Below are 13421 nucleotides of genomic sequence, written 5' to 3'. Positions count from 1 at the left end.
GAGCCATGGAATTCGTCACCACCCAGGAGGAGCTGCGGACGATCTACAAGACGCCGCGCCCGACCGATGGCTCGATCCGCAAGGAATTGAAGGCGCTGGACGCCCATTGCCGCTCCTTCATCGGCAAGAGCCCATTCGTGCTGATCGGCTCGTCCGATGGCGAAGGCAATGCCGACGTCACCCCGAAAGGCGACAAGCCCGGCTTCGCCGCCATTCTCGACGAGAACACCATCGCCATTCCCGACCGGCCCGGCAACAACCGGCTGGATACGCTGGAAAACATCATCCGCAATCCCTCGGTCGGGCTGCTCTTCCTCATACCAGGCATGAACGAGACGCTGCGCGTCAATGGCGATGCCCGCATCACCGTCGATGCCACCTTGCGCGAGCGCCTTGCGGTCGACGGCAAGGAGCCGCAAAGCGTTATCGTGATCGTAGTCAAGGCCGCTTACATGCATTGCGCCAAGGCTTTCATGCGCTCCGATTTGTGGAAGCCCGACAGCTGGCATGATCGCGCCACGCTGCCGACGCTCGGCCAGATCCTGCGCGACCAGTTGGCACTGGCCGATTCGGCCGAGGCGACCGACCGCTGGCTCGACGGCGAGTACAAACAGACGATGTGGTAGGGTTGTCGGCCCCCGATTCGTCTGGACTGGTCCGCCTTGCTCAACCTCATTGCGATATCCGGCAGCCTGCGGGCGGCCTCCACCAATTCGGCCCTGGTCGCGGCACTGGCGCTGAACACGCCAGCGGGCTGTCGTGTCACCGTCTATGACGGGCTTGGCCGGCTGCCGATCTTCAATCCCGACGACGAGGGCGAGCGGACGCCGCGCGAGGCCTCCGATCTGATCGAGGCCGTCACCGGCGCGGACGGTGTCGTCGTCTCCTGTCCCGAATATGCCCATGGCGTGCCTGGCGGCCTTAAGAACGCGCTCGACTGGCTGGTCTCGCGTGACGCCGCCGTCGGCAAGCCGGCGATGCTGGCGCACGCCTCGCCACGCTCGCTCTACGCCCGCACGGCGCTGGCGGAGATCATGCGCACCATGTCGTTCGCGCTTTGCGAAGAAGCCATGCTCGAGGTTTCGCTCCTCGGCAAGAAGCCGGCGGAGGTTGAAAGGATCCTGCGAGAGCCGGCAAACGTGCGGGCAATTCGCGATGGCCTGTCAGCCTTCGCGGCCTTCATCCGCTCGCGCCAAATTTGAGCGGACTCGCGCCAAATTGAGCGGTCGCCATCGTGTCGTCGTCCTGGAAGGACCGGAGGCGTCGGCCAATCGCTACAGCCGATAGACGTACATCACAAAGGTCTCCGCCTCGCCATGCGCCTCCTTGCGCCCCTCATAAAGTGCGCGGGCGGGCAGATTGTCCGGATCGGTGCCGACCCAGGCCTCTTCGCAGCCATGCTCGCGGCCGAGCGCGAACATGGCGTCGAGCATTCCGCGCGCGATGCCTTGGCGCTGGAAGGCTGGCGAGACGCCGACCTCGTCGACATAGAGTTCGGTCGCCTTGTCCGGATGGCGGTGCATGACCGCCGCGCATTGGCCGACGACAACGTCCTCAGCCAGGGCCACGATCATGAAATGGCCCGATTGCGCGAGATAGCTTGCCAGGCGATCGGGCCGCACCGGCTCGTCGAACACGTCGTCGGCAATCCGCATCACAAGGGCGTCATCTCCGGGATAAAGCCTTCTGATCTCAATCGCCATTGTGTAAATTCTCCCAAGTCGGCTTGCAAACTTTGACGTTTACGTAAATCCCGAAGACACTAACCGATTGAAAATGCAGGGGTCGAAATAATCGTTTGAATTTATTCCGCACCAGAGTTATTGGGTGCGGGAAATTCGCGGTTCCCCGCAGCAGTCCGGCCTCTTCCTCGACGCCGTGTTGGCGCGTCACAGACAAAGGGAAATCATCCTCACATGGCACGCAACAAGATAGCGCTTATCGGCTCTGGCATGATCGGCGGCACGCTCGCCCACATGATCGGCCTCAAGGATCTCGGCGACGTGGTCCTGTTCGATATCGCCGAGGGTATCCCGCAAGGCAAGGGGCTCGATATCGCGCAGTCGTCGCCGGTCGATGGTTTCGATTCCCGGCTGACCGGCGTCAACGACTATGCCGGCATCGAGGGCGCCGATGTCTGCATCGTCACCGCCGGCGTGCCGCGCAAGCCGGGCATGAGCCGCGACGACCTGCTGGGCATCAACCTGAAGGTCATGGAGCAGGTCGGCGCAGGACTGAAGAAGTACGCGCCGAAGGCCTTCGTCATCTGCATTACCAATCCGCTCGACGCCATGGTGTGGGCGCTGCAGAAGTTTTCGGGCTTGCCCAAGACCCATGTCGTCGGCATGGCCGGCGTGCTCGACAGCGCGCGCTTCCGCTACTTCCTGGCCGAGGAATTCAAGGTTTCGGTCGAGGACGTCACCGCCTTCGTGCTCGGCGGCCACGGCGATTCCATGGTGCCGATGATCCGCTATTCCACGGTGTCGGGCATTCCGCTTCCCGACCTGATCAAGATGGGCTGGACCTCGAAGGAAAAGCTCGACCAGATCGTGCAGCGCACCCGTGACGGCGGCGCCGAGATCGTCGGCCTCCTGAAGACCGGCTCGGCCTATTACGCGCCGGCGGCCTCGGCGATCCAGATGGCTGAATCCTACCTCAAGGACAAGAAGCGCGTGCTGCCTTGCGCGGCACACCTCTCCGGTCAGTATGGCGTCAAGGGTACCTATGTCGGCGTGCCGGTGGTGATCGGCGCAGGCGGTGTCGAGCGCGTCATCGAGATCGACCTTAACAAGGCCGAGCAGAAGATGTTCGAGGCATCGGTGGCGACCGTGCAGGGCCTGACCGAGGCCTGCGTCAAGATCGCGCCGCAGCTCGCCTCGAAATAACCCGCCCAAACGTCACCCCGGCAAACGACCTGGAGATAGTTCCCGATGAACATCCATGAATATCAAGGCAAGGCGCTGCTGAAGAGCTTTGGCGCGCCGGTGGCCGAAGGCGTGCCGGTTTTCAAGGCAAGCGAGGCGGAAGCCGCTGCACAGGCGCTGCCCGGCCCACTCTATGTGGTGAAGAGCCAGATCCATGCCGGCGGCCGCGGCAAAGGCAAATTCAAGGAACTCGGCGCCGACGCCAAGGGCGGCGTGCGGCTGGCGAAGTCCGTCGCCGAGGTGGTCGCCAACGCCAACGAGATGCTCGGCCATACGCTGGTGACCAAGCAGACCGGCCCGGCCGGCAAGCAGGTCAACCGCCTCTATATCGAGGAAGGCGCCGACATCGAGCGCGAGCTCTATCTCTCCATCCTGGTCGACCGCTCGGTCGGCCGCATCGCCTTTGTCGTCTCGACCGAGGGCGGCATGGACATCGAGGGCGTCGCGCACGACACGCCGGAAAAGATCATCACCGTCGCCATCGATCCGGAAAAGGGCGTTACGGCTGAGGACGTCAAGGCGCTCAACGACGCGCTTAAGCTCGACGGCGACGCGGCCAGGGATGGCGGCACGCTGTTCCCGATCCTCTACGAGGCCTTCGTCGAGAAGGATATGAGCCTGCTCGAGGTCAACCCGCTGATCGTCATGAAGGACGGGCATCTGCGCGTGCTCGACGCGAAGGTGTCGTTCGACAACAACGCGCTGTTTCGCCACCCCGATGTGCTGGAACTGCGCGACACGTCAGAAGAGGACGAGAAGGAGATCGAGGCGTCCAAATACGACCTCGCCTATGTCGCGCTCGACGGCAATATCGGCTGCATGGTCAACGGCGCCGGCCTTGCCATGGCGACGATGGACATCATCAAGCTCTACGGCGCCGAACCCGCCAACTTCCTCGATGTCGGCGGCGGCGCTTCCAAGGAGAAGGTGACGGCCGCGTTCAAGATCATCACCAGGGATCCGGCGGTCAAGGGCATCCTGATCAATATCTTCGGCGGCATCATGAAGTGCGACATCATCGCCGAGGGTGTGATTGCCGCGGTCAAGGAAGTCGGGCTCAAGGTGCCGCTGGTCGTGCGCCTGGAAGGCACCAATGCCGAGCTTGGCAAGAAGATCATCAACGACAGCGGCCTGAACGTCGTCTCGGCCGACGATCTCGACGACGCGGCCAAGAAGATCGTGGCGGCGGTGAAGGGCTGATCCGGTGCCCCCACGCAAGATAAACCTGGTCGAGGCAGCGGATCGGACCATCACTGAGGTCTTCGATCCGCATATCGCCGGCGACGTCAACGACAGCCAGGCCAAGGTCGCCAAGTTCGGCGAGGTCTTCGACTGGCATGCGCATGACAATGAAGACGAAGCCTTCCTCGTGCTGCGCGGCAGGATCGCCATCGATTTCCGCGACGGGCCGATCGAGCTCGGCGAGGGCGACTTCATCGTCGTACCGCGCGGCGTCGAGCATCGGCCGCGTTCGCTGACATCAGAGCCGGTGGTGCTGATGTTCGAACCGGCGACGACACTCAACACCGGCAATGCCAAGAGCGATCTGACGGTCGCCGATCTGAAGCGGCTCTGACCGATGAACGCCTCGTCCTTCTCTTCGCTCTCGGCCGATCACCAACGCCTGCAGGCGTTGGTCGGCGCGTGGCGCGGCGAGGAAGAGGTGGCGGACACGCAGTGGGCCGATGGCGGCATGGCGACGAGCGAAGTGCTGGCGGAAGCGGAGTTCGGCGGCCAGTTCGTGGTGCAGCGTTATCGCCAGCGCCGCGACGGCACGATTTCGTTCGGTTCGCACAGCGTATTCGGCTTCGACCAGCAGAACAGCGTCGTCACCATGCACCAGTTCGATTCGATGGGCTTTGTTCCGTCCTCGCCCGCCACGGGCACATGGAACGGCAGCGAGCTGGTGCTGGAGCGGTCGTCGCCGCGCGGCCTTGCGAGGGTGACGTATGTTTTCGACGACGCCGACACCTACCGCATGCGATTGCATTTCAAACCCGCCGGCAGCGATGGCTGGCAAGACATGGTGAGCGGCGTCTACCGGCGCGTCTCGCCTTCCTCGATCAACGGTTTTTAAAAAGGGCGACCATGTCCATTCTCGTCGACAAGAATACCAAGGTGCTGGTGCAGGGCCTGACCGGCAAGACCGGTACGTTCCACACCGAGCAGGCGCTGGCCTATCACGGGACAAAGATGGTCGGCGGCATCCATCCCAAGAAGGGCGGCGAGACCTGGACGGGCTCGAAAGGCGAGAGCCTGCCGATCTTCGCCACTGTCGCCGAAGGCAAGGAAAAAACAGGCGCCAACGCCTCCGTCATCTACGTGCCGCCGGCGGGCGCCGCGGAAGCCATCATCGAGGCGATCGAGGCGGAGATCCCGCTGATCGTCTGCATCACGGAAGGCATTCCGGTGATGGACATGATCAAGGTCAAGGCGCGGCTCGATCGCTCGGCCTCGCGGCTGATCGGACCGAACTGCCCGGGCGTGCTTACCCCCGACGAATGCAAGATCGGCATCATGCCCGGGAACATCTTCCGCAAGGGCTCGGTCGGCGTTGTTTCGCGCTCGGGAACACTTACCTATGAGGCTGTGTTCCAGACCACCAATGTCGGCCTCGGCCAGACCACCGCCGTCGGCATCGGCGGCGACCCCGTCAAGGGCACCGAGTTCATCGACATGCTCGAGATGTTCCTGGCCGATGATGAGACCAAGTCGATCATCATGATCGGCGAGATCGGCGGTTCGGCCGAGGAAGACGCCGCGCAGTTTCTCAAGGACGAAGCCAAGCGTGGTCGCAAGAAGCCGATGGCCGGCTTCATCGCCGGGCGCACGGCGCCGGCCGGACGCACCATGGGCCATGCGGGCGCGGTCATCTCCGGCGGCAAGGGCGGGGCGGAAGACAAGATCGCGGCGATGGAATCGGCCGGGATAAAAGTTTCGCCGTCGCCGGCGCGGCTGGGCACGACGCTGGTCGAGGCGATCAAGGGTTAAGCCAGTAGTGAGTAGCAGGTAGTCAGTAGTGAAGAAGGGAAGAACGGGTGAGTAGCAACTGAGTGGAAAATTCCATTTTCCACTCACTACCGGCTACTCACCGTTCCCTCGAAAGGAGACGGAGCCAGGCTCCGCTGAAACGACATGGCAAGACAAGATCAGGCCAACGACCAATTTTCGCTCACCTCTTTCCTCTATGGCGGCAATGCCGATTACATCGACGCTCTCTACGCGGCGTATGAGGACGATCCCGCCTCGGTCAATCCCGAGTGGCAGGAGTTCTTCGCCGGACTGAAGGACGATGCCGGCGATGTGCGCAGGAACGCCAAGGGCGCTTCGTGGGCGAAACCATCCTGGCCGCTGCAGGCCAATGGCGAGCTGGTGTCGGCGCTGGACGGCAATTGGGGCATCGTCGAAAAGCACCTGGAAAAGAAGGTCAAGGACAAGGCCGTCACCAACGGTGTCGTGCTGTCCGACGCCGATGTGCACCAGGCGACACGTGATTCCGTGCGCGCCATCATGATGATCCGCGCCTTCCGCATGCGCGGCCATCTGCACGCCAATCTCGATCCGCTCGGCATCAACACGCTCGAGGATTACAACGAACTGTCGCCGGAAAATTACGGCTTCACCGAAGCCGACTACGACCGGCCGATCTTCCTCGACAATGTGCTGGGGCTCGAATTCGGCAGCATCCGGCAGATGCTGGAGATCCTCACCCGCACCTATTGTTCGACGCTCGGCGTCGAGTTCATGCATATTTCCGATCCCGAGGAAAAGGCCTGGATCCAGGCGCGCATCGAGGGCGCCGACAAGGAGATCTCGTTCACCGCCACCGGCAAGAAGGCGATCCTGCAGAAGCTGGTCGAGGCGGAAGGCTTCGAGCAGTTCATCGACGTCAAGTACAAGGGCACCAAGCGCTTCGGTCTCGACGGCGGTGAATCGCTGATCCCGGCGCTGGAGCAGATCGTCAAGCGCGGCGGCCAGCTCGGCATGAAGGAGATCGTGCTCGGCATGGCCCATCGCGGCCGCCTCAATGTGCTTTCCCAGGTGATGGCCAAGCCGCACCGCGCCATCTTCCACGAATTCAAGGGCGGCTCGGCGGCCCCCGACGAGGTCGAGGGCTCGGGCGACGTGAAGTACCATCTCGGTGCCTCGTCGGACCGCGAGTTCGACGGCAACAAGGTTCACCTTTCGCTGACGGCGAACCCTTCGCATCTGGAGATCGTCGATCCCGTGGTGATGGGCAAGGCGCGCGCCAAGCAGGATTCCCTGTTCGGCCGCGGCCGCGAAGAGATCGTTCCGCTGGAAGAGCGGGCCAAGGTGCTGCCCCTCTTGCTGCATGGCGACGCCGCCTTCGCCGGCCAGGGCGTGATCGCCGAGATCCTCGGCCTGTCGGGCCTGCGTGGCCACCGCGTCGCCGGCACGCTGCACTTCATCATCAACAACCAGATCGGCTTCACCACCAATCCGCGCTTCTCGCGCTCATCGCCCTATCCGTCCGATGTCGCCAAGATGATCGAGGCACCGATCTTTCACGTCAATGGCGACGATCCGGAGGCTGTGGTGCACGCCACCAAGGTGGCGATCGAATTCCGCATGAAGTTCCATAAGCCGGTGGTCGTGGACATGTTCTGCTACCGCCGCTTCGGCCACAATGAGGGCGACGAACCGGCCTTCACGCAGCCGCTCATGTACAGCAACATCCGCGCCCACAAGACGACGGTGCAGATCTATGGCGATCGCCTGATCGCCGAAGGGCACATCACCCAGGCCGAGCTCGATCAGATGAAGGCCGACTGGCGCGCGCATCTGGAAGCCGAATGGGAAGTCGGCCAGCACTACAAGCCCAACAAGGCCGACTGGCTCGACGGCGCCTGGTCAGGCCTGCGCACGGCCGACAACCAGGACGAGACAAGGCGCGGCAAGACCGCGGTACCGGTCAAGACGCTGAAGGAAATCGGCAAGAAGCTGACCGAGGTGCCGAAGGGCTTCGAAGCGCACAAGACGATCATCCGCTTCCTCGAAAACCGGCGTCAGGCGATCGAGTCCGGCGAAGGCATCGACTGGTCGACGGCCGAGGCGCTGGCCTTCGGCGCGATCCTGCTCGACGGCAATCCGATCCGGCTGTCCGGACAGGATTCCGAGCGCGGCACCTTCTCGCAGCGCCATTCCGTGCTTTACGACCAGCGCGACGAGACCCGCTACATCCCGCTCAACAATCTGTCGGCGGCGCAGGCCGGTTACGAAGTCATCAACTCGATGCTGTCGGAAGAAGCGGTGCTGGGCTTCGAATATGGCTACAGCCTGGCCGAGCCGAAGGCGCTGACGCTGTGGGAGGCGCAGTTCGGCGACTTCGCCAACGGCGCCCAGGTGGTGTTCGACCAGTTCATCTCGTCGGGCGAACGCAAGTGGCTCAGAATGTCGGGCCTCGTCTGCCTGCTGCCACATGGCTATGAAGGCCAGGGCCCGGAACATTCTTCCGCCCGGCTGGAGCGCTTCCTGCAGCTTTGCGCCGAAGACAATATGCAAGTCGCCAACTGCACGACGCCGGCCAACTACTTCCACATCTTGCGCCGGCAGCTGAAGCGCGACTTCCGCAAGCCGCTGATCCTGATGACGCCGAAGTCGCTGCTGCGCCACAAGCGGGCGGTGTCGACGCTGCCGGAAATCTCGGGCGAAAGCTCGTTCCACCGGCTGCTGTGGGATGATGCCCAGCTGTTGCCCAACCAGGCGATCAAGCTGACCAAGGATTCCAAGATCCGCCGCGTCGTGCTGTGCTCGGGCAAGGTCTATTACGACCTCTATGAAGAGCGCGAGAAGCGCGGCATCAACGACATCTACTTGCTGCGCGTCGAACAGCTCTATCCGTTCCCGGCCAAGGCGCTTATCACCGAGCTGTCACGCTTCCGCAACGCCGAGATGGTGTGGTGCCAGGAGGAGCCCAAGAACATGGGTGCCTGGTCGTTCATCGATCCGTATCTGGAATGGGTGCTGGCGCATATCGACGCCAAGCATCAGCGGGTGCGCTACACCGGCCGTCCGGCGGCCGCGTCGCCGGCGACCGGGCTGATGTCGAAGCATCTCGCCCAGCTCGCCGCCTTGCTCGAAGACGCGCTCGGCGAATAAGCAGAACAGAACCGAAAGAACGGACAGGCACAATGGCTACCGAAATCCGCGTTCCCACACTCGGCGAATCCGTCACCGAAGCGACCGTCGGCAAATGGTTCAAGAAGGTCGGCGATGCCATTGCCGCCGACGAACCGCTGGTCGAGCTCGAGACCGACAAGGTGACGATAGAGGTGCCCGCCGCCGCCGCCGGGACGCTCGGTGAAATCACGGTTGGGGAAGGCGAGACGGTCGGCGTCGGCGCCCTGCTCGGGTCGATTTCGGCCGGTGGCGCGGCTGCTCCCGCGACCAAGCCGCAAGCGGTCGCGCAGGCGTCCAGCCCCGACGCGGCATCCACCACCAAGCAGGCCGCGGCCGAGACCGCCAAGGTTGCCGGCGATGCCGGACCGGTCGAGCCGCGCACCATGCCGCCGGCGCCGGCGGCGGCAAAATTGATCGCCGAGAACAATCTGTCGGTCGACCAGCTCTCCGGCTCGGGCAAGCGCGGCCAAGTGCTGAAGGGCGACGTGCTGGATGCCATCTCCAAAGGTGCGCCGTCGCAGCCGGCTGAGACGCCAAAGGCAGCGCCGGCACCGATCGCGGTTCGGGCGCCGTCGTCTGGCGAGGATGCATCGCGCGAGGAGCGCGTGCGCATGACCAAGCTGCGCCAGACCATCGCGCGCCGCCTGAAGGAGGCGCAGTCGACCGCCGCCATGCTGACCACCTTCAACGAAGTCGACATGTCGGCGGTGATGGCGCTCAGGACCAAGTACAAGGACGTTTTCGAGAAGAAGCACGGCGTGAAGCTCGGCTTCATGGGCTTCTTCACCAAGGCCGTCACCCACGCGCTGAAGGAAATCCCCTCGGTCAATGCCGAGATCGACGGCACCGACATCATCTTCAAGAACTATGCCCATATTGGTGTCGCGGTCGGCACCGAAAAGGGCCTCGTGGTCCCGGTCGTGCGCGATGCCGACCAGATGTCGATCGCCGAGATCGAGAAGGACATCGGCCGGCTGGGCATCGCCGCGCGCGACGGCAAGCTGTCGGTCGCCGACATGCAGGGCGGCACCTTCACCATCTCCAATGGTGGCGTCTACGGGTCGCTGATGTCGACGCCGATCCTCAATGCGCCGCAGTCGGGCATTCTCGGCATGCACAAGATCCAGGACCGGCCGGTCGTGGTCGGCGGCCAGATCGTGATCCGGCCGATGATGTACCTGGCGCTCAGCTACGACCACCGCATCGTCGACGGCAAGGAAGCTGTGACCTTCCTGGTGCGGGTCAAGGAAAGCCTGGAGGATCCGGAACGGCTGGTGCTCGATCTGTGAGGCGGTCGGATGGCGGCTTGCGGCAAAGAGCGGCCAATGATGGCGCGTTTGCTCGGAGCCACCAAACCGGTTGTGCTGATGATCGGTGTCGTGATGGCCACCGCAGCCGCCCAGGCCGCCTGCCCGATCGAACTCGCCGTCTATGGGGATAGCCAGAGCGGCAGCGAGATCGATTTTACCCCGACCGGCACATCGGCTGTTGTCACCAATACGTTCCGGCTGATCCTCGACAACGATGTGGTGCTGAACGGCATCGTCATGTGGAACGAAGGCGTCGCACGGTCGAACGGTTCCTTGATGTACAAATGCCCTGAGGGCGACATCACCGGCGCCGAGCTCGCCACCTGTACGCTGTGGAACGGCGTCATCTACACGTCGGACGACAAGGGCAGCATCGGGCTTTTGCCGGCCGAGGGAGTGGAGGCGCCGAAGACGCTGATCCTGCCCGATCTCGGGCCGGTGCTTAGGCAATCCCGGGCGTATGGCGGTGGCGGATTTTCGAAAGTGCCGTCCGATGTGTTCGCGATGAAGGGATGCCAGGAATGAGCGCGACGCAAAAAGTGCTGCTGGTCACCGGCGGCAGCCGCGGCATCGGCGCCGCCATCTGCCGGCTGGGGTCGGAGGGGGGCTATCGCGTCGCGGTCAATTACGCCTCCAACAAGGCCGCCGCCGATGCGCTGGTCGCCGAAATCAAGGACGGCGGCGGCGAAGCCGTTGCCGTCAGGGGCGATGTCGGCAAGGAAACCGATATCGTGGCCATGTTCGGCGCCGTCGACCGTGCCTTTGGCCGCCTCGACGCCTTCGTCAACAATGCCGGCATCGTCGACGTCAAGGCGCGTGTCGACGAAATGGATGTCGCGCGGCTGGAACGCATGATGCGCATCAACGTCGTCGGCTCGTTCCTGTGCGCCCGCGAGGCGGTGAAGCGCATGTCGACGCGGCATGGCGGGTCGGGCGGTGCGATCGTCAACATCTCGTCGGCGGCGGCGACGCTGGGCTCGCCGGGCGAATATGTCGACTATGCCGCATCCAAGGGCGCCATCGACACCTTCACCATCGGCCTCGCCCGCGAGGTGGCTCTGGAAGGCATTCGCGTCAATGCGGTGCGGCCGGGCATCATCGACACCGACATCCACGCCTCCGGCGGCCAGCCGGACCGGATAGAACGGTTCCGCGATCTTCTGCCGATGAAAAGGGCGGGCACCGCGGATGAAGTCGCCGGTGCGGTCCTCTATCTTTTATCCGATGCCGCGTCCTATACGACGGGCGCGATCCTGAATGTCAGCGGCGGCCGCTGAGCCCCAAGCAAAAGGGAAACAAACATGGCTTATGACGTGGTTATCATCGGCTCGGGACCGGGCGGCTATGTCTGCGCCATCAAGGCAGCACAGCTTGGGCTGAAGGTGGCGGTGGTCGAGAAGAACGCGACCTTCGGCGGCACCTGCCTCAACATCGGCTGCATCCCGTCCAAGGCGCTGCTTTATGCCTCGGAAATGTTCGCCGAGGCCGGCCATTCCTTCGACACGCTCGGCGTCGAAATTCCGGCACCCAGGCTGAACCTGAAGAAAATGATGGCGCACAAGGACGCGACGGTGTCGTCCAACGTCAATGGCGTCGCCTTCCTGTTCAAGAAGAACAAGATCGATGCCTTCCGCGGCACCGGCAAGGTGGTTGCCGCAGGCAAGGTCTCGGTGACCGGCGAGGATGGCAAGGTCGACGAGATCGAGACCAAGAACATCGTCATCGCCACCGGGTCCGACGTCGCCGGCATTCCCGGCGTCAAGGTCGATTTCGACGAAAAAATCATCGTGTCCTCGACCGGCGCGCTGTCGCTGGAGAAGGTGCCTGGCCATTTGGTGGTGGTGGGCGGCGGTGTCATCGGTCTCGAACTTGGCTCGGTCTGGGCACGGCTTGGCGCTAAGGTCACTGTGGTCGAGTTCCTCGACACCATTCTGGGCGGCATGGACGGCGAGGTGTCGAAACAGTTCCAGCGGCTGCTCTCCAAGCAGGGCTTCGAATTCAAGCTCGGCGCCAAGGTGACCGGCGTCGCCACGGCCAAGAAGGGCGCGACCGTTACCTTCGAGCCGGTCAAGGGGGGTGCTGCCGAAACCATTGAGGCCGATGCCGTGCTGATCTCGACGGGACGCCGCGCCTTTTCGGACAGCCTCGGGCTGAAGGAAGCCGGCGTCGAGGTCGACGAGCGCGGCCGGGTCAAGGCCGACGGGCATCTCAGGACCAATGTGCCCGGGATCTACGCCATCGGCGACGTCATCGCCGGTCCGATGCTGGCGCACAAGGCCGAGGACGAGGGCGTGGCGGTGGCCGAGACCATCGCCGGCCAGGCCGGCCATGTGAACTATGACGTCATTCCGAGCGTCGTCTACACCAGTCCGGAGATCGCCTCGGTCGGCAGGACCGAGGAAGAGCTGAAGAAGGCCGGCATCGACTACAAGGTCGGCAAATTCCCCTTCACGGCCAACGGCCGCGCGCGCGCCATGCTGCATACCGACGGTTTCGTGAAGATCCTGGCCGACAAGCAGAGCGACCGCGTGCTCGGCGTCCATATCGTCGGCTTCGGCGCCGGCGAGATGATCCATGAGGCGGCGGTACTGATGGAGTTCGGCGGCTCGTCGGAAGATCTGGCCCGCACCTGCCACGCCCATCCGACGATGTCGGAAGCGGTGAAGGAAGCGGCGCTGGCCACCTTCTTCAAGCCGATCCACATCTAAGGGTGCCCAACGCTTCGTCGTCCTATGGCGGAGCAAGGAGCGAAGCGACGCGGCGTAGATCCCTGGAGCTGCTCCGCAGCCCAAGGGACCCCTGCCGTGACTTCAGAGCGCTCCTGCGATGCGGAATTCTGCTCCGCTGCATTCCTCGGCCGAGGTCGCGGCATGGATCCTCGGGTCAAGCCCGAGGATGACGAACGGGCGGAGTGGCTTGGCGCCAAGGCCCCCCCAACGGTCATCACCCAAAACAAAACGGCCCGCCTTTCAGCAGGCCGTTGGTCTTTGATATCGAGCCCCTTACTGGGCCGGCGCTGGTGCCGGGGCGGGCGCTGGTGCCGGGG

The 13421-nt window shown here is 63.7% G+C and carries 13 protein-coding genes; 12 read left to right on the top strand and 1 reads right to left on the bottom strand.

The features are described 5' to 3' along the window. The first annotated feature begins 5 nt into the window (after positions 1-5). Entirely contained in the window at positions 6-626 is a 621-nt protein-coding gene (locus tag LB554_RS22915; RefSeq protein WP_140660442.1) for a pyridoxamine 5'-phosphate oxidase family protein, read from the top strand. Positions 627-662: 36 nt separating this feature from the next. Further along, complete coding sequence (locus LB554_RS22910) at positions 663-1202, top strand: NADPH-dependent FMN reductase (protein ID WP_224587075.1); 540 nt, start codon at positions 663-665, stop codon at positions 1200-1202. 72 nt (positions 1203-1274) lie between these two features. Here the strand turns inward: LB554_RS22910 and LB554_RS22905 are convergent, their stop codons facing one another. Continuing rightward, positions 1275-1703 carry a GNAT family N-acetyltransferase gene (locus LB554_RS22905; protein WP_224587074.1) on the bottom strand — a complete coding sequence of 143 codons (429 nt, stop codon included), beginning with the start codon at positions 1701-1703 and terminating at the stop codon, positions 1275-1277. 213 nt (positions 1704-1916) lie between these two features. Between LB554_RS22905 and mdh the strand changes: the two genes are divergently transcribed. The 10 genes from mdh (at position 1917) to lpdA (ending at position 13083) form a co-directional block, all read left to right on the top strand. Beyond that, the gene (gene mdh / locus LB554_RS22900) at positions 1917-2885 is read left to right on the top strand and encodes a malate dehydrogenase (protein ID WP_015315009.1); all 969 of its coding nucleotides are present in this window, start codon (positions 1917-1919) and stop codon (positions 2883-2885) included. Positions 2886-2930: 45 nt separating this feature from the next. Continuing rightward, positions 2931-4124: an ADP-forming succinate--CoA ligase subunit beta gene (sucC, locus tag LB554_RS22895; protein WP_224587072.1), complete on the top strand. Its 1194-nt coding sequence runs from the start codon at positions 2931-2933 to the stop codon at positions 4122-4124. A 4-nt stretch (positions 4125-4128) separates the two neighbouring features. Continuing rightward, positions 4129-4500, top strand: coding sequence for a cupin domain-containing protein (locus tag LB554_RS22890; RefSeq protein WP_015315011.1), 372 nt, complete (start codon positions 4129-4131; stop codon positions 4498-4500). A gap of 3 nt (positions 4501-4503) precedes the next feature. After that, the gene (locus LB554_RS22885; protein WP_224587070.1) at positions 4504-5001 is read left to right on the top strand and encodes a DUF1579 family protein; all 498 of its coding nucleotides are present in this window, start codon (positions 4504-4506) and stop codon (positions 4999-5001) included. An 11-nt stretch (positions 5002-5012) separates the two neighbouring features. Then, positions 5013-5915 (top strand): succinate--CoA ligase subunit alpha, encoded by a 903-nt coding sequence (gene sucD / locus LB554_RS22880; protein WP_023784122.1) that lies wholly within the window; start codon positions 5013-5015, stop codon positions 5913-5915. A gap of 144 nt (positions 5916-6059) precedes the next feature. Next, a complete protein-coding gene (locus LB554_RS22875; RefSeq protein ID WP_140618313.1) occupies positions 6060-9044 on the top strand; it encodes a 2-oxoglutarate dehydrogenase E1 component in 2985 nt (994 codons plus the stop codon). A gap of 32 nt (positions 9045-9076) precedes the next feature. Next, positions 9077-10354, top strand: coding sequence for a 2-oxoglutarate dehydrogenase complex dihydrolipoyllysine-residue succinyltransferase (gene odhB / locus LB554_RS22870; protein ID WP_140618315.1), 1278 nt, complete (start codon positions 9077-9079; stop codon positions 10352-10354). A 39-nt stretch (positions 10355-10393) separates the two neighbouring features. Beyond that, the gene (locus LB554_RS22865; protein WP_411962645.1) at positions 10394-10900 is read left to right on the top strand and encodes a hypothetical protein; all 507 of its coding nucleotides are present in this window, start codon (positions 10394-10396) and stop codon (positions 10898-10900) included. Continuing rightward, the gene (locus LB554_RS22860) at positions 10897-11652 is read left to right on the top strand and encodes an SDR family oxidoreductase (protein ID WP_140791683.1); all 756 of its coding nucleotides are present in this window, start codon (positions 10897-10899) and stop codon (positions 11650-11652) included. Before LB554_RS22865 ends, LB554_RS22860 begins: the two co-directional genes overlap by 4 nt. A 24-nt stretch (positions 11653-11676) precedes the next feature. Beyond that, positions 11677-13083 (top strand): dihydrolipoyl dehydrogenase, encoded by a 1407-nt coding sequence (lpdA, locus tag LB554_RS22855; RefSeq protein WP_224587069.1) that lies wholly within the window; start codon positions 11677-11679, stop codon positions 13081-13083. The last annotated feature ends 338 nt before the right edge of the window (positions 13084-13421 follow it).

The organism is Mesorhizobium sp. CO1-1-11 (assembly GCF_020164995.1).
GTDB classification, from domain to species: domain Bacteria; phylum Pseudomonadota; class Alphaproteobacteria; order Rhizobiales; family Rhizobiaceae; genus Mesorhizobium; species Mesorhizobium australicum.
Note: the sequence above shows the minus strand (reverse complement) of the source record. Positions and strands in the feature narration are given on the sequence as shown.